Origin of the sequence: Leifsonia stereocauli (assembly GCF_038432415.1) — a bacterium.
GTDB classification, from domain to species: Bacteria; Actinomycetota; Actinomycetes; order Actinomycetales; family Microbacteriaceae; genus Orlajensenia; species Orlajensenia stereocauli.
The window spans coordinates 1,209,102-1,229,549 of sequence record NZ_JBCAUN010000001.1 but is presented as its reverse complement, the minus strand read 5'-3'; the positions used below and the strand labels follow the sequence as shown (position 1 = coordinate 1,229,549).

Annotated in this window: 19 protein-coding genes; 16 read left to right on the top strand and 3 right to left on the bottom strand. The window is 68.2% G+C overall.

The genetic code is table 11. The features are described 5' to 3' along the window. Positions 1-6: 6 nt before the first annotated feature. A complete protein-coding gene (pdxY, locus tag AADV74_RS05975) occupies positions 7-858 on the bottom strand; it encodes a pyridoxal kinase PdxY (protein ID WP_342113102.1) in 852 nt (283 codons plus the stop codon). Positions 859-939: 81 nt separating this feature from the next. On the opposite strand from pdxY, the gene pdxS reads away from it, so the two are divergent. The 11 genes from pdxS to AADV74_RS05920 all read left to right on the top strand — a co-directional run bounded on the left by pdxS (position 940) and on the right by AADV74_RS05920 (position 11,854). Next, on the top strand, positions 940-1,842 hold the full coding sequence (pdxS, locus tag AADV74_RS05970; RefSeq protein ID WP_342112563.1) for a pyridoxal 5'-phosphate synthase lyase subunit PdxS: 903 nt from the start codon (positions 940-942) through the stop codon (positions 1,840-1,842). Beyond that, positions 1,836-2,444 (top strand): pyridoxal 5'-phosphate synthase glutaminase subunit PdxT, encoded by a 609-nt coding sequence (pdxT, locus tag AADV74_RS05965; protein ID WP_342112562.1) that lies wholly within the window; start codon positions 1,836-1,838, stop codon positions 2,442-2,444. Before pdxS ends, pdxT begins: the two co-directional genes overlap by 7 nt. A 46-nt stretch (positions 2,445-2,490) precedes the next feature. Then, positions 2,491-3,039, top strand: coding sequence for a DUF1697 domain-containing protein (locus AADV74_RS05960; protein WP_342112561.1), 549 nt, complete (start codon positions 2,491-2,493; stop codon positions 3,037-3,039). Between the two features lie 110 nt (positions 3,040-3,149). Then, positions 3,150-3,911, top strand: a complete 762-nt coding sequence (locus tag AADV74_RS05955; protein WP_342112560.1) for a YebC/PmpR family DNA-binding transcriptional regulator — start codon at positions 3,150-3,152, stop codon at positions 3,909-3,911. A gap of 6 nt (positions 3,912-3,917) precedes the next feature. Beyond that, on the top strand, positions 3,918-4,499 hold the full coding sequence (gene ruvC / locus AADV74_RS05950) for a crossover junction endodeoxyribonuclease RuvC (RefSeq protein WP_342112559.1): 582 nt from the start codon (positions 3,918-3,920) through the stop codon (positions 4,497-4,499). After that, positions 4,496-5,110, top strand: a complete 615-nt coding sequence (ruvA, locus tag AADV74_RS05945; RefSeq protein WP_342112558.1) for a Holliday junction branch migration protein RuvA — start codon at positions 4,496-4,498, stop codon at positions 5,108-5,110. Before ruvC ends, ruvA begins: the two co-directional genes overlap by 4 nt. Beyond that, on the top strand, positions 5,107-6,156 hold the full coding sequence (ruvB, locus tag AADV74_RS05940; protein WP_342112557.1) for a Holliday junction branch migration DNA helicase RuvB: 1,050 nt from the start codon (positions 5,107-5,109) through the stop codon (positions 6,154-6,156). The genes ruvA and ruvB overlap by 4 nt, the downstream gene beginning before the upstream one ends. 73 nt (positions 6,157-6,229) lie before the next feature. After that, entirely contained in the window at positions 6,230-6,646 is a 417-nt protein-coding gene (yajC, locus tag AADV74_RS05935; RefSeq protein ID WP_342112556.1) for a preprotein translocase subunit YajC, read from the top strand. Positions 6,647-6,716: 70 nt separating this feature from the next. Then, positions 6,717-8,498 (top strand): protein translocase subunit SecD, encoded by a 1,782-nt coding sequence (gene secD / locus AADV74_RS05930; RefSeq protein WP_342112555.1) that lies wholly within the window; start codon positions 6,717-6,719, stop codon positions 8,496-8,498. Beyond that, a complete protein-coding gene (secF, locus tag AADV74_RS05925) occupies positions 8,498-9,520 on the top strand; it encodes a protein translocase subunit SecF (RefSeq protein ID WP_342112554.1) in 1,023 nt (340 codons plus the stop codon). Before secD ends, secF begins: the two co-directional genes overlap by 1 nt. A gap of 81 nt (positions 9,521-9,601) precedes the next feature. Continuing rightward, positions 9,602-11,854, top strand: coding sequence for a RelA/SpoT family protein (locus AADV74_RS05920; protein WP_056163364.1), 2,253 nt, complete (start codon positions 9,602-9,604; stop codon positions 11,852-11,854). A gap of 622 nt (positions 11,855-12,476) precedes the next feature. Here AADV74_RS05920 and AADV74_RS05915 read toward each other — a convergent pair. Both AADV74_RS05915 and AADV74_RS05910 read right to left on the bottom strand, forming a co-directional pair. Next, complete coding sequence (locus tag AADV74_RS05915; RefSeq protein ID WP_342112553.1) at positions 12,477-13,709, bottom strand: DUF349 domain-containing protein; 1,233 nt, start codon at positions 13,707-13,709, stop codon at positions 12,477-12,479. A gap of 152 nt (positions 13,710-13,861) precedes the next feature. After that, positions 13,862-14,665 carry a peptidylprolyl isomerase gene (locus AADV74_RS05910; protein ID WP_342112552.1) on the bottom strand — a complete coding sequence of 268 codons (804 nt, stop codon included), beginning with the start codon at positions 14,663-14,665 and terminating at the stop codon, positions 13,862-13,864. Between the two features lie 106 nt (positions 14,666-14,771). On the opposite strand from AADV74_RS05910, the gene AADV74_RS05905 reads away from it, so the two are divergent. The 5 genes from AADV74_RS05905 (at position 14,772) to alaS (ending at position 20,446) form a co-directional block, all read left to right on the top strand. Further along, positions 14,772-16,136 (top strand): replication-associated recombination protein A, encoded by a 1,365-nt coding sequence (locus AADV74_RS05905; RefSeq protein WP_342112551.1) that lies wholly within the window; start codon positions 14,772-14,774, stop codon positions 16,134-16,136. A gap of 222 nt (positions 16,137-16,358) precedes the next feature. Beyond that, on the top strand, positions 16,359-16,988 hold the full coding sequence (gene rpsD, locus AADV74_RS05900; protein ID WP_055818161.1) for a 30S ribosomal protein S4: 630 nt from the start codon (positions 16,359-16,361) through the stop codon (positions 16,986-16,988). Positions 16,989-17,086: 98 nt separating this feature from the next. After that, positions 17,087-17,461 (top strand): DUF948 domain-containing protein, encoded by a 375-nt coding sequence (locus AADV74_RS05895; RefSeq protein WP_342112550.1) that lies wholly within the window; start codon positions 17,087-17,089, stop codon positions 17,459-17,461. A 48-nt stretch (positions 17,462-17,509) separates the two neighbouring features. Then, entirely contained in the window at positions 17,510-17,701 is a 192-nt protein-coding gene (locus AADV74_RS05890) for a hypothetical protein (protein WP_342112549.1), read from the top strand. A gap of 81 nt (positions 17,702-17,782) precedes the next feature. After that, on the top strand, positions 17,783-20,446 hold the full coding sequence (gene alaS / locus AADV74_RS05885; protein WP_342112548.1) for an alanine--tRNA ligase: 2,664 nt from the start codon (positions 17,783-17,785) through the stop codon (positions 20,444-20,446). Positions 20,447-20,448 lie beyond the last annotated feature (2 nt).

Below are 20,448 nucleotides of genomic sequence, written 5' to 3'. Positions count from 1 at the left end.
TCGGTCTCAGCGCACCTGCCGTGTCGTGAACTGCATCCGCGGGTGAGCGTAGGCCTCCTGCGACTCGACGAGCTGCAACTCGCGCTCACCGGACTCGTGTGTGCGGGTGAGCAGGTCGAAGACGCTGGACGCAGTGCGGGCGAGGGCATCGGCAGCATCATCGGTACGCGCGTAGTGAGCGGTGAACAGCGCAGCGGTGACGTCGCCCGAGCCGTTCGCCTTCATCGGAAGCAGCGGCGTCTGCACGATCCAGGCGCCTCGGTCGTCGACGGCGAGCATCTCGATGGTGCCCTCCTCGCGATCGGGGCGCTCTACGCTCGTCACGAGCACCGTGCTCGGGCCCATCGCGCGGGCGAGATCGACCGACGCGAGCGTCGACTCGAGAGTGTCGGGCTCGGTTCCGGTGAGGTAACCGAGCTCGAACTGGTTGGGCGTGATGATGTCGGCGACGGGGACGACCCTCTCTCGCAGCAGCACAGGGATCTCGGGCGCGACGAAGCATCCCGACCTGGCGTTGCCCATCACGGGGTCGCAGGAGTAGATCGCAGCGGGATTGGCGGCCTTGATGCGCGCGACGGCGTCGATGATGACGTCGCCGATGCCTGCTCCGCCCTGGTATCCGGAGAGCACGACGTCGATCGCGGGGAAGACACCGCGCTCCTCGATCCCCGTGATGACGGCGGCGACATCCTCGGGGCTGATGAGCGGACCGCGCCAGGCTCCGTAGCCCGTGTGGTTGGAGAACGTGACCGTGTACACGGGAAGCACCTCCACCCCGATGCGCTGGAGCGGGAACACGGCGGCCGAGTTCCCGACGTGGCCATAGGCGACAGCGGACTGAATCGAGAGGATCTTCACCATCAGATTGTCCCACCCGGAAGTCAGCGCGAGACGACCTGCGTCTCGAAGACCCCCGCCGGGCGAATACACTTGGCGTTCATGACCGATAGCACTTCCTCCCAGCACTTCGGTTCGAGCCGCGTCAAGCGCGGACTCGCCGAGATGCTGAAGGGCGGCGTCATCATGGACGTCGTCACCCCCGAGCAGGCCCGTATCGCCGAGGATGCCGGCGCCGTCGCCGTCATGGCCCTCGAGCGCGTTCCCGCCGACATCCGTTCGCAGGGCGGCGTCGCACGCATGAGCGACCCCGACCTCATCGAGGCGATCATCGCCGAGGTCTCCATCCCCGTCATGGCGAAGGCCCGCATCGGCCACTTCGTCGAGGCGCAGGTGCTGCAGGCCCTCGACGTCGACTACATCGACGAGTCCGAGGTGCTGAGCCCCGCCGACTACGTGAACCACATCGACAAGTGGGACTTCAACGTCCCCTTCGTCTGCGGTGCGACCAACCTGGGTGAGGCCCTCCGCCGCATCAACGAGGGCGCAGCCATGATCCGCTCGAAGGGCGAGGCCGGCACCGGCGACGTCTCCGAGGCGACCAAGCACATCCGCAAGATCAAGAGCGAGATCGCCGCGCTGTCCTCGATGTCGAAGGACGAGCTGTACGTCGCAGCCAAAGAGCTGCAGGCACCCTACGACCTCGTCGTCGAGGTAGCCGAGACCGGCAAGCTCCCGGTGGTGCTGTTCACCGCCGGCGGCGTCGCGACGCCCGCCGACGCGGCCATGATGATGCAGCTCGGTGCCGACGGCGTGTTCGTCGGATCCGGCATCTTCAAGTCGGGCAACCCCGCCCAGCGTGCTGCGGCCGTGGTCAAGGCCACGACGTTCCACGACGACCCCGCCGTGATCGCCGAGGTCTCGCGCGGGCTCGGCGAGGCCATGGTCGGCATCAACGTCTCCGACCTCGCAGCCCCGCACCGCCTCGCCGAGCGCGGGTGGTAGCACCTCACGTCGCCACACGGCGGGTCGGGGTCCTCGCCCTGCAGGGCGACTTCCGCGAGCACGCCCACGTCCTCCGTGCCCTCGGGGCCGACGTCACTCTCGTGCGTCGCCCAGAGGAGCTCGCGGCCGTCGACGGCCTCGTGATCCCGGGCGGCGAGTCCAGCGTCATGGACAAGCTCGCGCGCACCTTCGGACTCGCCGAGCCGCTGCGCGCCGCCATCCGCGGCGGGCTGCCGGTGTACGGCACCTGTGCCGGGCTCATCATGCTGGCGGACACCGTGCTCGACGGCATCCGGGGCCAGGAGAGCCTGGGCGGCCTCGACGTCTCGGTGCGCCGCAACGCCTTCGGCTCGCAGACGCATTCCTTCGAGACCGACCTCGACGTGCCCGTGCTCGGGGGAGAGCCCATGCACGCCGTCTTCATCCGCGCGCCCATCGTCGAGTCGGTGGGGCCGACCGCAACGGCTCTCGCCACGCTGGAGGACGGCCGCTGCGTCGCCGTCGAGCAGGGCAACCTCCTCGGTACCTCGTTCCACCCCGAGGTGACGGGCGACTACCGCATCCACGAGTACTTCCTCGGCAAGGTGCGCGCGGCGGCCTGACCCGGCTGTCGCCGTCCGCGTCGGTCCTGTGGGGCATGATGAGCCCATGGCTGCGAAGAGATACGTCGCGCTGCTGCGCGGCATCAACGTCAACGGGGTGAAGATCCTCTCGGTCGATCTGGCCGAGCTGTTCCGCACCCTCGGCTTCAGCGAGGTGAAGACGGTGCTCGCTAGTGGCAACGTGCGATTCGATGCCGACACGACGGATGCCGCCGCCACTGACGCCGCAACGCTGAAGGCGACGATCGAGAAGGCGCTGGGGGAGCGCTTCGGCTACGACGCCTGGATCGTGCTGGTGAGCCTCGCCGACCTGGAGGCCGTCGTCGAGGCCTTCCCGTTCGACGCCGAGCGCGACGGCTGGCACCCGTACGTGCTGTTCGGCTCCGATGACGCCGTGCTCGCCGAACTGGGCAGCCTCGGCGCCGACCTCGACCCCGCCGACGACGTGATCGCCCCGGGGACGCACGTCATCTACTGGCACAATCGCCGCGACGTCGGAGTCGACAGCGCGTTCTCGAAGATCGCAGGCAAGGTGAAGTACCGCTCGACGACGACGAACCGCAACCTGCGCACGCTCCGCAAGCTGCTCGCCTGAGCCGATGCCGGGCCCCGCCTCCCGAGCCACCGCGGCCATGACGGGCCGGAGGTGAGTCCTCGCCTCGCGCCTGAGCGCCGTGAGCGTTCGTGTTGGGTAGAATCGAAGGCATGTCAGGGCATTCCAAGTGGGCAACGACCAAGCACAAGAAGGCGATCATCGACTCGCGTCGCGCCAAGTCGTTCGCCAAGTTGATCAAGAACATCGAGGTCGCCGCCAAGATGGGCGGTGCCGATCTGGCGGGCAACCCCACGCTCGTCGACGCCATCCAGAAGGCGAAGAAGACGTCGGTCCCGATCGACAACATCAACCGCGCGGTCAAGCGCGGTGCCGGCCTCACCGGCGAGGCCGTCGACTACACGACGATCATGTACGAGGGCTACGCCCCGAACGGCGTCGCGATGCTCATCGAGTGCCTCACGGACAACAAGAACCGCGCCGCAGCCGACGTGCGCACCGCCGTCAGCCGTAACGGCGGCACCATGGGCGACCCGGGCAGCGTGGCCTACAACTTCCACCGCAAGGGCCTCATCGTCGTGGCCCACGCCGACGGCCTCACCGAGGACGACGTGCTGATGGCCGTGCTCGAGGCGGGTGCGGAAGAGGTGACGGATGAGGGCGAGACCTTCGAGATCCTCACCGACCCGTCGCAGATGGTCGCCGTGCGCACGGCCCTGCAGGATGCCGGGATCGACTACGACTCCGCCGACGTCGCCTTCGTGCCGAGCCTCAAGATCGAGGTCGACGCAGACACCGCTCGCAAGGTGTTCCGCCTCATCGACGCCCTCGAGGACTCGGACGACGTACAGAACATCTACACGAACCTCGACCTGAGCGCCGAGGCGCAGGCCGAACTCGAAGCAGACGAGTAGCCCGCCGTGCGGGTGCTCGGCGTCGACCCCGGCTTGACCCGGTGCGGTGTCGGCGTCATCGACGTGGCGCCGGACCGCACGGCGAAGCTCGTCGACGTGGTGGTCATCCGCTCGTCGCCGGACCTGCCCATCGAGCAGCGGCTCGCCCATGTCGCGGCCGGGCTCGAGGCGATCCTCGATGAGCACCGACCGCAGACGGTCGCGCTGGAGCGGGTCTTCGCCCGCAGCGACGTCTCGACGATCATGGGCACGGCCCAGATCTCCGGCGTCGCCATGTACCTCGCGGCCAAGCGCGCGCTGCCGGTGTCGCTGCACACGCCGAGTGAGGTGAAGGCGGCCATCACGGGATACGGCCGCGCCGACAAGGCGCAGGTGGGAGCCATGGTCGCCCGCATCCTCGGTCTCGACGCCGTTCCGAAGCCGGCGGATGCCGCTGACGCCCTGGCGTTGGCGCTCTGCCACGCCTGGCGCTCCGGAACGCCAAGGGCGCCGGCAGGCGGCGGCGCGCTCACCCCGGCGCAGGAGGCGTGGCGCGCCGCGGAGCGCAGCGCCTCCGCGTCGGCGGGCGCCCGTAGGCTGAGTCGGTGATCTCCTCCCTTCGCGGCACAGTCCTCTCGGCACTCGGTGGCACGGTCGTCCTCGAGGTCGGGGGAGTCGGCTTCTCGGTTCTGACCACTCCCGTCGCCGCCCTGGCCGTGCGCATCGGAGACGAGGCACGTCTGCTCACCACTCTCGTCGTGCGCGAGGACTCGCTCACCCTGTTCGGATTCCCGACGGGGGAGGAGCTCAGCGTCTTCGAGGTGCTCATGGGCGTGACGGGCGTCGGCCCGAAGTCGGCGCTGGGCGTGCTCGCCGCGCTCTCACCCGACCAGATCGCCCGCGCGGTGGCCACCGAGGACGACGCGGCCTTCCGCAAGGTCAGCGGAATCGGCCCCAAGACCGCGAAGCTCATCGTGCTCTCGCTCACCGGCAAGCTGCTCGTCGCGCCGGGGGCCGCTCCGGCTCCGGCATCCGTTCCCGTGTCGAGCACGGGTGAGAGCGTGGTCGCCGCCCTCGTCGGCCTCGGCTGGTCGGAGCGCGTCGCAGCCACGGCCGTCGAGGAGATCATCGGCGAGACGCCCGGCATCACGGTTCCCGTCGCGCTCCGCCAGGCCCTGTCGCGCCTCGGCCCGGCCACCCAGAGCGGGAGCCGATCATGACGGATCTCGATCTCACCAACCCCGAACTGGAAAGCGAGTCCGAGCTCGCCTTCGAGGGCGCCCTGCGTCCGCGGTCGCTCGGCGAGTTCGTCGGACAGACCAAGGTGCGCGGCCAGCTGCAGCTGCTCCTCACGGCGGCGACCATGCAGCAGCGCACTCCCGACCACATCCTGCTCGCGGGCCCTCCCGGCCTCGGCAAGACCACCCTCGCCATGATCGTGGCCCACGAGGCCGGACGCCCGCTGCGCATGTCGAGTGGGCCGGCCATCCAGCACGCCGGCGACCTGGCCGCGGTGCTGAGCTCGCTCGTTCCGGGCGAGGTGCTGTTCATCGACGAGATCCATCGCATGGCACGCTCGGCCGAGGAGATGCTCTACCTCGCCATGGAGGACTTCCGCATCGACATCATGGTGGGCAAGGGTGCAGGAGCGACATCCGTTCCCCTCGATCTCGCGCCGTTCACGCTCGTGGGTGCCACCACACGCTCGGGGCTGCTGCCCAACCCCCTGCGCGACCGCTTCGGTTTCACGGCCCACCTCGAGTTCTACGCCGACTCCGAGCTCGAGCAGGTGCTGGAGCGCGCCGCCAGGCTGCTCGACCTGCGCATCGACCGTGACGCCATCGCCGAGATCGCCGGCCGATGCCGGGGCACGCCGCGCATCGCGAACCGCCTGCTCCGCCGCGTGCGCGACTACACGCTCGTGCACGGCCGGCCCACAGACGGCTCCGAGATGGCGCGAGCCGATGTCGCATCGGTGCGCGCGGCTCTCGATCTCTACGAGGTCGACTCGCTCGGCCTCGACCGCCTCGACCGGCAGGTCATGACGACGATGCTCGAGCGCTTCGGCGGAGGACCCGTCGGTCTCAACACGCTCGCCGTCTCGGTCGGCGAGGAGGCCGAGACCATCGAGGCCGTCGTCGAGCCGTTCCTGGTGCGCATCGGGCTCATCACCCGCACTCCCCGGGGCCGCATGGCGACCCCGGAGGGATGGCGACACTTCGGCCTCAGGCAGCCGGGAGTCGGCGTCACACTCGATGACCTATAATTCCTCTTGGCCCACGTTGTATCCCGCGCCAGACGGGCGTGGTTGAGGGGCCCATTCCGGAAGGCTTTCCCCGTTGGATCCCATCACACTCATCATGCTCGCCGTCCTGGCGCTGCTCATCTTCTTCATGTTCCGCAACAGCCGCAAGCGCTCGAAGGATCAGGCCAACCTGCAGTCCACGATCGTCCCCGGCGCCAAGGTCATGACCAACTTCGGCGTCTTCGGCACCATTCTCTCCATCGATGAAGAGGAGAACGAGGTGCTCCTCGAGACCACCCCGGGCACGGTCCTGACCGTTCACCGCCAGACCGTCGCCCGTGTCGTCACGCCGGCCGTCGGCGCCGAGTCGACCGCCGTCGACGCCCCGCATGACGAGCTCTCCACCGAGCCCGAGTTCGGTGAGCGCATCGACGAGTCCGCCAACACCGACAACACGGTCGTCGGAGACATCGACGTCGACGGGCAAGACCCCAAGAAGTCGAACGACTGACACCCTCCCTCCCCTTCGCACTCGCGCCGACGGCGGCGCGAGTGCGCGCGTAGAAAGCTGAGTTCCCTCGGTGGCAAAGTCGACACCCGTCAAGAAGGCGTGGCGTTCCCTCTCGTGGCTCGGAGCGATCGTCATCGCCCTCGTCGCGATCAACACCGCGGCCGTGCTGTGGGGCGGAGGGGCCTGGACCCCCAAGCTCGCGCTCGACCTCGAGGGCGGAACGCAGATCATCCTCGCGCCCAAGCTCGAGACGGGGCAGACGGTCACCGATGAGCAGCTCACTCAGGCTGTGTCGATCATCCGCCAGCGCGTCGACGCCTCCGGCGTCAGCGAGGCCGAGATCAGCACCCAGGGTGGCAGCAACATCGTCGTCGCCATCCCCGGCCAGCTCGACGAGGAGACGAAGAACCGCATCCAGTCGTCGGCCAAGCTCGAGCTGCGTCCGGTGCTGCTCGCCGGCGCACCGTCGGACTCCTCGGTCGGCGGTGACGCCAGCGCGTCTCCCACGCCGTCACCGACAGAGTCGCTGAGGGCCACGCCGACGGTGAGCCCGACCAACGGCTCGGACACCAACTGGATCACCCCCGCGCTGCAGGCGGAGTACGACGCGTTCACCTGCTCGTCCGATGAGGCGGCCACGACGAACGCGGCACCCGCCGACGTTCCCCTCGTCACCTGCGACACGACGGGGACGGTCAAGTACCTCCTCGGCCCGGTCGAGGTCGACGGCGCCGACATCAAGGACGCCACCAACGGTCAGGAGACGAACCAGCAGGGTGCATCCACCGGTCGCTGGGTCGTCAACCTCACCTTCAACGATCAGGGCACCAAGGACTTCGGCGAGGTCAGCCAGCGCCTCTACGGCCTGACCGCCACGCCGCCGCTCAACCAGTTCGCCTTCGTCATCGACGGCCAGGTGCTCTCGGCACCGACCATGAACGGCGTCATCACCGACGGAAAGCCCTCCATCTCGGGCAGCTTCGACCAGGAGTCGTCGAAGGCCCTCGCCGACCAGCTGAAGTTCGGTGCGCTGCCGATCAGCTTCACCGTGCAATCCTCCGAGACCATCACCGCGACCCTCGGCTCCTCCCAGCTGCTGAGCGGCCTCATCGCCGGTCTCATCGGCCTCCTGCTGGTGTTCGGCTACTCGCTGTTCCAGTACCGCCTGCTCGGCACCGTCACGATCGTGTCGCTGATCGTGGCCGGAGTCATCACCTACCTCACGCTCTGCATCCTGTCGTGGTACCAGGGCTACCGCCTGTCGCTCGCCGGCATCGCCGGCATCATCGTGGCCATCGGTTTCACGGCGGACTCCTTCATCGTCTACTTCGAGCGCGTGCGCGACGAGCTGCGTGACGGTCGGGTGCTCGGCTCCGCCGTCGAGGCGGGTTGGAAGCGGGCGCTGCGCACCGTGTACGCATCCAAGGCGACCAACCTGCTCGCGGCGATCGTGCTGTTCGTGATCGCCGTCGGCAGCGTCAAGGGCTTCGCCGTGACGCTTGGTATCACCACCGTCATCGACGTCATCATCGTGGTGCTGTTCACGCATCCGATGCTGCAGCTGCTCGCGCAGACCCGGTTCTTCTCGAGTGGCCACCCGCTCTCTGGCCTGGACCCGTCGGCCCTCGGCGCCGTCTACCGCGGCCGCGCGGAGTTCCGCACCTCCGCACAGCTGACGGCGGCCAAGGCCGCCAGCAGCTCGCGTGAGGCCGCCAAGCGCCAGACCATCGCCGAGCGCAAGGCCGCCGAGGCGGCAGCGCTCGACGCCTCGGGCGGGTCCAAGCCCGCCAAGTCCGCAGCATCAGCACCGTCGACCACCGGCGATATCTCGAAGAACGGGAAGGAGTCCTGATGGCCAGCCGTCTGACAACGTTCGGTAACGACCTCTACACGGGCAAGCGCTCCTTCGACTTCGTCGCGAAGCGCAAGCTCTGGTTCATCATCGTCGGCGCCCTGGTGCTGATCTCGATCCTCATCCCGGTGGTGCGCGGAGGGTTCAACCTCGGCATCGAGTTCCGCGGCGGTTCGCAGTTCCAGATCACCGGCGTCAGCGACGCCGAGACCCAGCCGGCGACGGATGCCGTGGCATCCGTGGTTCCCGATGCCGTGGCCCACGTCACCATCGTGGGCGGCGGCAGCGGCGTGCGCGTGCAGACCGACCAGCTCACGACGGCCGAGACGAAGGACGTCGCGACGGCGCTCGAGGACGCCTACGACGTCACGGAAGCCGACGTCTCGTCGTCCTTCATCGGACCCGTGTGGGGAGCCGACATCACACGGCAGACCATCCAGGGCCTGCTCGTGTTCCTGCTGCTGGCCGCTGTGGGCATGGCGCTCTACTTCCGCACCTGGAAGATGTCCCTCGCCGCCATCGTCGCCCTGCTCGTCGACCTCGTGGTCACGTCGGGGGTCTATGCGGCCTCCGGCTTCGAGGTGACGCCCGCGGCGATCATCGGCCTGCTCACGATCCTCGCGTACTCGCTCTACGACACCGTCGTGGTCTTCGACAAGATCCGCGAGAACACGCAGGAGGACGCGGTCGAGACCAAACGCACCTTCGCCGAGTCCGTGAACCTCGCGGTGAACCAGACCCTGGTGCGCTCCATCAACACCAGCGTCATCGCGGCCCTCCCGGTCGCGTCGATTCTGTTCATCGGCGCCTTCGCCCTCGGTGCTGACACGCTGCGCGACATCTCGCTCGCGCTGCTGATCGGCATCCTGGTCGGAACATGGTCGACGGTCTTCCTCGCCGCCCCGCTGTACTCGCTGCTGCGCGAGGGCGAGAAGAACGTGAAGAAGCACGACGCCAAGGTGCGCTCCATCCGCGAGCGGGCAGCGACGGATGCCGCCCCCGCCGAGGAGCTCACGGTTTGACGCTGCCCGCGAACACCGGGACCCTGGTCAATTCAGGGTCCCGGTAGCGGGATAATTGAACATCGGACGGGAGGCGATGCCATGACGGACATGAACACGTCATCCACGGCGTCGCTGCGCCGTCTGGTGCCGCGCATCTTCTCGAAGGCGCAGCCCGTCGGCGCCGTCGACACCCTGATCCGCACGGTCCGGATGCATCATCCGAAGGCCGATCTCTCGATCATCGAGCGCGCGTACACAGTCGCCGAGAAGGCCCACACCGGCCAGAAGCGCCGCAGCGGCGAGCCGTACATCACGCATCCCGTCGCCGTCGCGCAGATCCTCGCCGACCTCGGCATCGGCGCCAAGACCGTGGCTGCCGCGCTGCTGCACGACACCGTCGAGGACACCGAGTACACCCTCGACCAGGTGCGGGCGGACTTCGGCGACGAGATCGCGATGCTCGTCGACGGCGTCACCAAGCTCGACAAGGTCAAGTACGGCGACTCGACGCAGGCCGAGACCGTCCGCAAGATGATCGTCGCGATGTCCAAGGACATCCGCGTGCTCATCATCAAGCTCGCGGATCGCCTGCACAACGCCCGCACCTGGGGCTTCGTGCCCGCCGAGTCGGCCACCCGGAAGGCCACCGAGACGCTCGAGATCTACGCGCCCCTCGCGCACAGGCTCGGCATCCAGGCAATCAAGTGGGAGCTCGAGGACCTGTCGTTCGCGGTGCTCTACCCGAAGATCTATGCCGAGATCGAGTCCCTCGTGCGCCAGCGCACCCCCGAGCGCGAGCAGTTCGTGCAGAACGTCATCGACGCGGTCAACGGCGACCTCAAGGCGGGCAAGATCCGCGGCAACGTGGTCGGTCGGCCCAAGCAGTACTACTCGATCTACCAGAAGATGGTGGTTCGCGGTCGCGAGTTCGACGAGATCTACGACCTCGTGGGCATCAGGGTCCTGGTGAACTCCGTGCGCGACTGCTACGCGGTCCTCGGTTCCATCCACGCCCGCTGGACTCCGCTGCCCGGTCGCTTCAAGGACTACATCGCCACCCCGAAGTTCAACCTGTACCAGTCGCTGCACACGACGGTCCTCGGTCCGGCCGGTCGCCCTGTCGAGATCCAGATCCGGACCCACGAGATGCACCAACGCGCCGAGTTCGGTGTCGCGGCGCACTGGAAGTACAAGGAACAGGTCAACGGGAAATCGAACGGACCCGGCCCGCAGAGCGAGAACGACATGGCGTGGCTCGCGCACATCTCGGACTGGCAGGCCGAGACCGACGACCCGGGCGAGTTCCTCGATTCACTGCGCTACGAGATCGGCGCGAAAGAGGTCTACGTCTTCACTCCGAAGGGCAGGGTCATCGGCCTGCCATCGGATGCGACCCCTGTCGACTTCGCATACGCCGTGCACACCGAGGTGGGCCACCGCACCATGGGGGCGAAGGTCAACGGCCGACTCGTTCCCCTCGAGTCCACACTCTCGAGCGGCGATGTCGTCGAGGTCTTCACCTCGAAGAACCCCGACTCCGGCCCCAGCCAGGACTGGCTGAACTTCGTCAAGAGCCCGCGAGCGCGCAACAAGATCCGCCAGTGGTTCACCAAGGAGCGCCGCGACGAGGCCATCGAGCAGGGCCGGGATGCCATCGCCAGGGCCATGCGCAAGCAGAACCTTCCCCTGCAGAAGCTGATGAGCCAGGACTCGTTCGCCGAGGTGGCCGCCCAGCTCAAGTACGTCGACGTATCGGCTCTCTACGCCGCGGTCGGCGAGGGCCACGTCTCGACGCAGTCTGTGCTCGAGAAGGTCGTCGCGAGTGTGCAGGCCGACACCGAGGTCGAGACAAACGACTTCGCGCTGCCGGCCAAGGGGCGCACGCAGATGCTGCGGGACAGCGACTCCGGCGTGCTCGTGCGGGGTGCGCCCGACATCCTCGTCAAGCTCGCTCGCTGCTGCACCCCTGTGCCCGGAGACCCCATCGTCGGCTTCATCACGCGCGGCCAGGGCGTGTCAGTGCACCAGGCCGACTGCCACAACGTCGCCGGTCTCATGAAGGAACCTGAGCGGATGATCGAGGTGGAGTGGGCTCCGACCTCGAAGAGCCTGTTCCTCGTGCAGATCCAGATCGAGGCGCTCGACCGCGCCGGCCTGCTCTCCGACGTCACCAGGGTGCTCTCGGAGCACCACGTGAACATCCTCTCGGCGAACGTCTCGACCTCACGCGACAGACTGGCGCTCAGCCGCTTCGTCTTCGAGATGGGGGATACGACCCACCTCGACCGCGTGCTGAACGCCGTGCGGCGCATCGAGGGCGTCTACGACGTCTACCGCGTCAGCGACGGCTGACACAGCGCGTTCCAGGCGTGAGCGGGCTCGTCGCATGTGCGACCGGGCGCCCGCGCCGATGACTCTGGCAAGCACGGCATCGAGCGTGGTGTCCGTGCACTCCGCCAGTGCCAGGAGATGGCCGACGGCAGCCTCGTCGTCGACGGCTCCGTCACGGGCCAGGTCGAGCATCGTGCGTGCCGGCGACGTGACGAGAGCCGCTTCCACGACGGCGATCTCACTGCCGTCGATCACGACCTCTCGGAGGTCGAACCGCGTCGTCGTCTGCCGATGCCTGGAGCGGATGTCGATGCAGAACTGCAGCCGCACCGGGGGAGCGGCCACGGCACCCCATACCCAGGCGGCCGTCAGCCTGTCGGCGACGAAGCGGGCCGGAGCCTGCCGGGAGATGACCTCGGCTCGGACGGCGCGCAGTTCGGGGAGGTCGACCGGGGCGAAGCATCCGCCGATCGCATAGACCTCACCGGTGAGCCTGGCGGCGTGGAGCTCGGCGAGGGGCAGGTCGGCTGGGGAGAGGACGTCGGGGAGTCGCGGCATCCGTCCAGCATGGTCGCCCGCCCGGAACGCCGACGGCCCCGACGCGATTCTGTGCGTCGGGGCCGGCGGTCGTTCGGGCTGTGGACTACTGGCCGATGGCCTTCAGCCAGGCCTTGCGGGTCTCCAGCGCCTCGGTGGCGTCGGCGATCGCCTTAGCGTCCTTCGAGGCCGTGGCCTTCTCGAGGTCGGCCTCGAGCTTGGCGATGGCGTCGTTCAGCTGTCCGGCGAGGCCCTCGGTGCGGGCCTTCGTCTCGGGGTTGTTGCGCTTCCAGTGGTCATCGTCGAGCTTGCGCACGGCAGCCTCGATCTTGCGCAGGCGCTCCTCGACGACCTTCACCTGGTCGCGGGGGACCTTGCCGATCTCGTCCCAGCGGCGCTGGATGGAGGTGAGGGCCGTGCGCGCCTTCGTGCGGTCGGTCTCGGCGAGGATCGGCTCGGCCTCGTCGAGCAGGGCCAGCTTCAGCGTCAGGTTGCCCGAGTACTCCTCGTTCTCCTGCGCGTCGACCTCGGCCTTGGCTCCGTACAGCACGTCACCGGCCGCCTTGAAGCGGGCCCACAGGGCGTCGTCCTGCTTCTTGCCCGCCCGACCCGCCGTCTTCCAGTCCTCGAGGAGGTTGCGGTAGGTGGGGATGCCGTCAGCACCCTTCGGTGCGAGCGCCTCGGCCTGCTCGATGAGCGACTGCTTGCGGGTGCGCACGTCGCGGTGGGCGGAGTCGAGATCGGCGAAGAACGCCTTGCGGTGCTGCTCGATGGTCGTGCGAGCCGCACGGAATCGCTTCCAGAGCTCGTTGGCGGCCGCCTTCGGGATGCGCGGACCCTCCTGCTGATGGGTCTGCCACCGGGCGAAGAGGGCGTCGAGCTCGGCCGTGGCCTGCTTCCACTGCGTCTTCGCCGGGTCGGCTGCAGCGAGGGCCTCGGCGGCCTCGACGATGGCCGTGCGCTCGACGACGGCCGCTTCGGACGCCGCCTTCTCCTCGGCGCTCTGCGCTTCGGTCAGCTCGGAGACGGTGCCTCCGAGGGCGTCGAGACGGCGAGTGAGCGAGGCCAGGTCGCCGACGGCGTTCGCCGTCGAGATGGTCGAGCTCAGCGTCGACACGGCCTTCGAGATGTCGACGGCGGGGCCGCCGCGCTTGGCGCGCTGCTCGAGCAGGGTGACCTGACCGGCCAGGTCGGTGTACTTGCGCTCGAAGTAGCCGAGGGCCTCTTCCGGTGTGCCGTCGGGGAACTGACCCACTTCCCGTTCGCCGTCAGCTTCGCGCACGAAGACCGTGCCCGTCTCGTCGACGCGACCCCAGGGGTGCTCTTTCTCAGTTACCACGAGTTCCACCTTGTTTGTGATGCGCAACACGGGTTCGCCCCGCGGATGCCGCACGTTCGATCGGCCGCCGACGACGGCCACAGCGGCATAAGCCTATTCCACGCCTCGGGGCGCGGGTATCGGAAGCGGCGGGTTCGCCGCCCGTGGAGCGCCTACTTGACCGTCAGGTCGGACATCGTCACGGGAACGGCCGGCTTGCCGTCGCTGGCGCCGCCTTCAACGCCCTTCGAGGTGATCTGCGACTTCAGCTCGTCGAGCCCGCCTGTGACGGTGCCGATGACCGTGTAGCCGCCCGCGGCATCCGCCGGGATGGTGGTGTCGCCGTAGACGATGAAGAACTGGCTGCCCATGCTGTAGGCATTGCCACCCTGGCGGGCCATGGCGATGGTGCCGGCCGGGTAGACGCCGTCGGCCGGTGCGTTCTCGATCGGGCCGTAGCTGTAGCCTGGGCCACCGGCTCCGGTGCCTTCGGGGTCGCCGCACTGCAGCACCTCGAAGCCCTCTCCCGTGGTGAGGCGGTGGCAGGTGACGCCCTCGTAGAAGCCGCTCTCGATCAGGCTGACCGTCGACGCGACGCCCTGCGGTGCCGCTGCGCCGTCGAGGGTGAAGCCGAGGGTCACGTCGTTGAGCTTCATCGAGCCGGTCCAGCTCCGGTCCTCGGCGACGGAGACCGGCGGCACGTCGCCGGAGTTCTCGCCGGCAGCCGCTGTGGGCGTCGGTGTCGGGGTGGCGCTGGCGGAGGGCTCGGCCACTGGGGTGCCCGGGCCGCCGTTGAAGTAGGCGAGCTGAGCACCGACGGCGATGACGGCGACGGCCACGACGACGATGCTCGCGATGATGTTGTCGCGACGGCGCCGGGTCACCCTGTGCTGGTGAACCTTCTGCCGGGCCTGGTAGGCGCGAAGCCGCTGACGGGCCTCGCGGGTCTCACGGTCCGGACGGTTGTTCGATGCCACGGTGCTCCTCGAGATAGGCGAACTCCGCTGAACTCTACGGGAGCCGCCCATCAGTGGAAAAACCGACGTGCCGAGCAGTGTCATCCGGGCCGATTACGCTGAGGGGATGACGGATGCCGGCCTCGGGTTGCGCGGCGGCGCGACGCCGCTCGCCGTGCGCATGCGACCCCGCAGCATCGAGGAGGTGGCTGGACAGCGCCACCTGCTCACGCCGGGTTCCCCGCTCGTCGCCCTCGCGAGCGACAAGACGGGGGAGCGCGGCAGCGTCTCGATCATCCTCTGGGGTCCGCCCGGCACGGGCAAGACGACGCTGGCCCAGGCGATCGCGCACAGCTCCGGCCGGCGCTTCGTCGAGCTCTCGGCGGTCTCCGCCGGCGTGCGCGACGTGCGCCAGGTCATGGACGAGGCGATGTCTACACGCGACCTCTACGGCATCGCCACAGTGCTCTTCCTCGATGAGATCCACCGATTCACCAAGGCCCAGCAGGACGCACTGCTCCCGGGCGTCGAGAACGGCTGGGTCATCCTCGTGGCCGCCACGACGGAGAACCCGTCGTTCTCCGTCATCTCGCCGCTGTTGTCCCGCTCGCTCCTGCTCACCCTCGAGACCCTGAGCGACGACGACCTGGGCATCCTCGTCGACCGCGCCGTGTCCGATCCGCGCGGGCTCGACGGGAAGTTCACCCTCGACGACGAGGCGCGATCCTCCATCATCAGGCTGGCGTCCGGAGACGCCAGACGCGCGCTGACGGCGCTCGAGGCGGCGTCGGTCTCGGCCGGATCGACCCCGGCAGGTCCGGCGGCATCCGGAGCCGCCAAGAAGACGGCGAAGAAGCCCGTGATCACGGCCGAGCTGGTGGCGCTGGCCGTCGACCGCGCGCTGCTGCGCTACGACCGCAACGGCGACGAGCACTACGACGTGATCAGCGCGTTCATCAAGTCCGTGCGCGGCTCCGACGTCGATGCGGCCCTGCACTATCTCGCCCGCATGATCGAGGCCGGGGAGGATCCACGGTTCATCGCGCGACGCATCATCGTGTCGGCATCCGAGGACATCGGCATGGCCGATCCGCAGGCCCTGGTGGTGGCGATCGCCGCTGCTGACGCCGTGCAGTACATCGGCATGCCCGAGGGACGCATCCCGCTGGCGCAGGCCGTCGTGCACCTGGCGACCGCGCCGAAGTCCAACGCAGCCTACAACGGCATCAACGCCGCGATAGCCGACGTCAAGGCCGGGAAGATCGGCCGGGTGCCGAAGCCCCTCCGCGACGCGCACTACGCCGGCGCCAAGCGTCTGGGGCACGGCAAGGGCTACAAGTACCCCCACGACGACGCCATCGGCGTCGTCGAGCAGCAGTACCTGCCGAATGAGCTGAAGGGCACGCGCTACTACGTGCCGACGGAGCACGGGAACGAGCGGGAGGTCGGCGCGAGACTGACCAAGCTGCTGCGGATCATCCGCGGCAAGTAGGTCCTCCGCGACGTCCATTCGACGCTCAGGCAGCAGGCGGTCGTTGTGCTAAGCTTTCGGAGGCCAAAGGCCCGGAATTCCAAGCGCGGCTGCGAGGAACCCGGAGCCCGAGGGAACACGACCTGTAGCCGGTCTTCTCCCGCAGCCGATCCCTCTGACTTCACCGGGCACTCCTGTGCGCCGGTAACGACTGTTTGAGATCTTCTTCATCGAAAGGAAACCGTGTCTACCAAGTCACGTACCCGTAGCAAGACGCGCTTGTCGCGTGCGCTCGGAATCGCACTCACCCCCAAGGCTGCCAAGTACCTCGAGAAGCGTCCCTACGCTCCGGGCGAGCACGGCCGCACCAAGCGCAAGGCCGACTCGGACTACGCGGTTCGTCTGCGCGAGAAGCAGCGTCTTCGCGCCCAGTACAACATCCGTGAGGCTCAGCTCAAGATCGCCTTCCAGGAGGCTCGCAAGGCCCAGGGCCTGACCGGTGAGAACCTGGTCGAGCTCCTCGAGATGCGTCTCGACGCCCTCGTGCTCCGTGCCGGCTTCGCCCGCACCAGCGCGCAGGCCCGTCAGATGGTCGTGCACCGTCACATCCTCGTCGACGGCAAGATCGTGGACCGCCCCTCCTTCCGCGTGAAGCCGGGTCAGCTCATCCACGTCAAGGCCCGCTCCGAGGGCACCGAGCCCTTCCAGGTCGCAGCAGCCGGCGGTCACGTCGACGTGCTCCCGAAGGTGCCCGCGTACCTCGAGGTCGAGCTCGACAAGCTGCAGGCCACGCTGGTCCGCCGCCCGAAGCGCGCCGAGGTCCCCGTGACCTGTGAAGTGCAGCTCGTCGTGGAGTACTACGCAGCTCGCTGATCATCAGTACGCTGGAGGGCGGATCATCTTCGGATGGTCCGCCCTTCGTCATATAGCTCGACGTCGGGAAGCATGCCGGTTCGGGAATGGAGAGCATCGTGTCAGCTGGAGACATCGTCGGTCTGGTGGCGACGGCCCTGTTCGCCGTGCTGGTCGTGCTCATCGGCATCCTGCTGTTCAAGTTCGGCGGAGTGCTCGACGCCATCCGCGATTCCATCGTCGATGCCAACTCCAGCCTCACGCCGCTCGTCGGCGAGGTCACCGAGACTGTGCGCTCGACGAACACGCAACTGGCCAGGGTCGACACCATCACCAAGGACGTGGCCGATGTCACGGGCAACGTCTCGGCGCTGATCGCGCTGTTCGCCGCGACCGTCGGCGGACCCCTGATCAAGCTCGCCGGATTCTCGGCGGCCGTCGTGGCCGCCTTCGGCTTCGCCCGCGGGGCAGAGCGCTCCCCGGCGAAGCGCTGACGAAGTACTGTTGACAAGCACCACGAGAGCACGAGGAGCGGTTCGAATATGAAGAACGTTTTGTGGCTGATCATTGGCATCGCGGCCGGATTCGCCGTCGCCCACCAGGTCAACAAGACCCAGGAGGGGAAGCAGTTCTTCTCGACCATCGACGCCAGGGCCCGTGAGTTCGGCGAGGCCGTGAGCGAGGGCTACCGCCGTCGTGAGGCCGAGCTGCGCGACGCCATCGACGCCGACTGAGTTCGCGAGCAGCATCCGGTCGCCTCCGACCACTGTCCATCTGAACGCGCCCACGGGCGCTCCCCACCGAGTACGGAACCCATGCAGACTGCAGACATCCGCCGGCGCTGGCTCGAGTTCTTCGCTGAGCGCGGCCACACCGTCGTGCCATCAGCGTCGCTCGTCAGCGACGACCCCACCCTCATGTTCACCGTCGCGGGCATGGTGCCGTTCGTGCCGTACCTCACCGGAGTGGTCCCGGCTCCGTACCCGCGCGCCACGAGCGTGCAGAAGTGCATCCGCACCAGCGACATCGAGGAGGTCGGCCGCACGCCGCGGCACGGCACCTTCTTCCAGATGAACGGCAACTTCTCCTTCGGCGACTACTTCAAGGAAGGCGCCATCACGTACGCGTGGGAGCTGCTGACCTCCTCGGAGGCCGATGGCGGCTACGGCTTCGACCCGAAGGACCTGTGGGTCACCGTCTACAAGGACGACGACGAGGCAATCTCGATCTGGAAGCGCGTCGCGGGCCTGCCCGACGAGCGCATCCAGCGTCTCGACAAGGACACCAACTACTGGTCGACCGGCGTTCCCGGACCGGCGGGCCCCTGCTCCGAGATCTTCTTCGACCGGGGTCCTGCCTACGGCATCGACGGTGGACCCGCGACGGATGACGACAGGTACGTCGAGATCTGGAACCTCGTCTTCATGCAGTACCTCATCGACGATGTGCGCTCGAAGTACGACTTCCGCATCGTCGGCGAGCTGCCGAAGAAGAACATCGACACCGGCATGGGCCTGGAGCGCGTCGCGTTCATCAAGCAGGGCGTCGACAACATGTACGAGATCGACCAGGTGCGGCCTGTCCTCGATCGTGCAGCCGAGCTCTCCGGCCGCCGCTACGGGGCCGACCACGAGGACGACGTGCGCATGCGCGTGATCGCAGACCACGTGCGCTCGTCCCTCATGCTCATGAGCGACGGCGTCGCACCGTCGAACGAGGGCCGCGGCTACATCCTGCGCCGTCTCATGCGCCGCACGGTGCGGGCGATGCGCCTGCTCGGCGTCGACACAGCCACCTTCGGCGAGCTGTTCCCGGCGTCGCGCGATGCGATGAAGGCGGCTTACCCCGAGGTCGCGACCGACTTCTCGCGGATCGCCCAGCTCGCGAACGCCGAGGAGGAGACCTTCCTCCGCACGCTGACGGCCGGCACCAGCATCCTCGACCTGGCCGTGGCCAAGACGAAGACCGAGAAGGCTGCAGCGCTGCCCGGCGACACCGCCTTCCTCCTGCACGACACCTATGGCTTCCCCATCGAGCTCACCCTCGAGATGGCGGACGAAGCCGGCCTCACCGTCGACCGCACGGCATTCGACGAGCTCATGCTCGCGCAGCGCACCCGCGCCAAGGCCGACGCGCGTTCGAAGAAGTCAGTGCTGGCCGACCTCACCGTCTACAGCCCGTTCCGCGCCCTGGGCGAGACCGTGTTCACCGGCTACACCGAGTTGCAGACGCAGTCCCGCGTGCTCGGCATCATCGTGGACGGCGAGTCCGTGGCGAAGGCGACCGAGGGTCAGACCGCCGAGGTCATCCTCGCCGAGACGTCGCTCTACGCCGAGTCCGGCGGTCAGGCGGCGGATGTCGGCCTCATCGTCGGCGCCGGCTTCGAGCTCGAGGTTCTCGACGTGCAGAAGCCCGTCAAGGGTCTCATCAGCCACACGGTGCGGGTCAGCGTCGGCGAGGTGGGGGTCGACGCCGTCGCCACCAGCGTCGTCGACGAGGACAACCGCCGCGGTGCCCGTCAGGCGCACTCCGGAACGCACATCATCCACGCGGCGCTGCGCCAGGTGCTCGGCCCGACAGCGCACCAGTCGGGATCGTTCAACAAGGCCGGCTACCTCCGCCTGGACTTCGGGTGGAACAAGGCGCTCTCCGCCGAGACCCGCAGCGAGATCGAGGAGATCTCGAACAACGCCATCCGCGACAACCTCGAGGTGACGACTCGCGAGATGAGCGTCGACGAGGCCAAGTCGCTCGGCGCTATGGCCCTCTTCGGCGAGAAGTACGGCGACACAGTGCGGATGGTCGACATCGGCGGACCGTGGTCGCGCGAGCTCTGCGCCGGCACTCACGTCTCGACGAGCTCCGAGATCGGCATGATCAACCTGGTCAGCGAGTCGAGCGTCGGCTCGACGAACCGGAGGGTCGAGTCACTCGTGGGCCTCGAGGCCTTCAAGGACCTCGCGGCCGAACGCGCGATCGTGTCCGAGCTCACCACCAACCTGAAGACGCCGCGCGAGAAGATCCCCGAGCGCATCGCAGAGCTGATGGCGAACCTCAAGGCTGCCGAGAAGAAGATCGCGGCCTTCGAGGCACGCGCTCTCAGCGACCGGGTTCCCGCCCTGGTGCAGAACGCGACGACGGTCGGCGACGTCACCGTCGTCGCCGAGCACGTCGGGAACCTCGCATCGAGCGACGACCTGCGCGCACTGGTGACTGCGGCGCGCGAGCGCCTCGGCAGTGCGGCATCCGTCGTCGCCCTGACGGCCGTGGTGAACGAGAAGCCCGCCGTGATCGTGGCGACCAACCCGGCAGCCCGCGACGCCGGCCTCGGTGCCGGCGCCATCGTGCGCGCCATGGCCGGTGCGCTCGGCGGACGCGGTGGCGGCAAGGACGACCTCGCCCAGGGCGGTGGAACCGACGCCTCGGCCGTTCCGGCTGCTCTCGACGCCGCTCGCGACGCCGTTCGGGCCATCCGGTAGTC

Excerpts from the sequence above, each read along its gene's own strand:
- ruvB (WP_342112557.1), top strand. The coding sequence starts at position 5,107 with ATGACGGATCTCGATCTCACCAACCCCGAACTGGAAAGCGAGTCCGAG.
- AADV74_RS05905 (WP_342112551.1), top strand. The coding sequence starts at position 14,772 with ATGACGGATGCCGGCCTCGGGTTGCGCGGCGGCGCGACGCCGCTCGCC.
- AADV74_RS05955 (WP_342112560.1), top strand. The coding sequence starts at position 3,150 with ATGTCAGGGCATTCCAAGTGGGCAACGACCAAGCACAAGAAGGCGATC.
- pdxS (WP_342112563.1), top strand. The coding sequence starts at position 940 with ATGACCGATAGCACTTCCTCCCAGCACTTCGGTTCGAGCCGCGTCAAG.
- AADV74_RS05920 (WP_056163364.1), top strand. The coding sequence starts at position 9,602 with ATGACGGACATGAACACGTCATCCACGGCGTCGCTGCGCCGTCTGGTG.
- secF (WP_342112554.1), top strand. The coding sequence starts at position 8,498 with ATGGCCAGCCGTCTGACAACGTTCGGTAACGACCTCTACACGGGCAAG.
- AADV74_RS05960 (WP_342112561.1), top strand. The coding sequence starts at position 2,491 with ATGGCTGCGAAGAGATACGTCGCGCTGCTGCGCGGCATCAACGTCAAC.
- AADV74_RS05890 (WP_342112549.1), top strand. The coding sequence starts at position 17,510 with ATGAAGAACGTTTTGTGGCTGATCATTGGCATCGCGGCCGGATTCGCC.
- alaS (WP_342112548.1), top strand. The coding sequence starts at position 17,783 with ATGCAGACTGCAGACATCCGCCGGCGCTGGCTCGAGTTCTTCGCTGAG.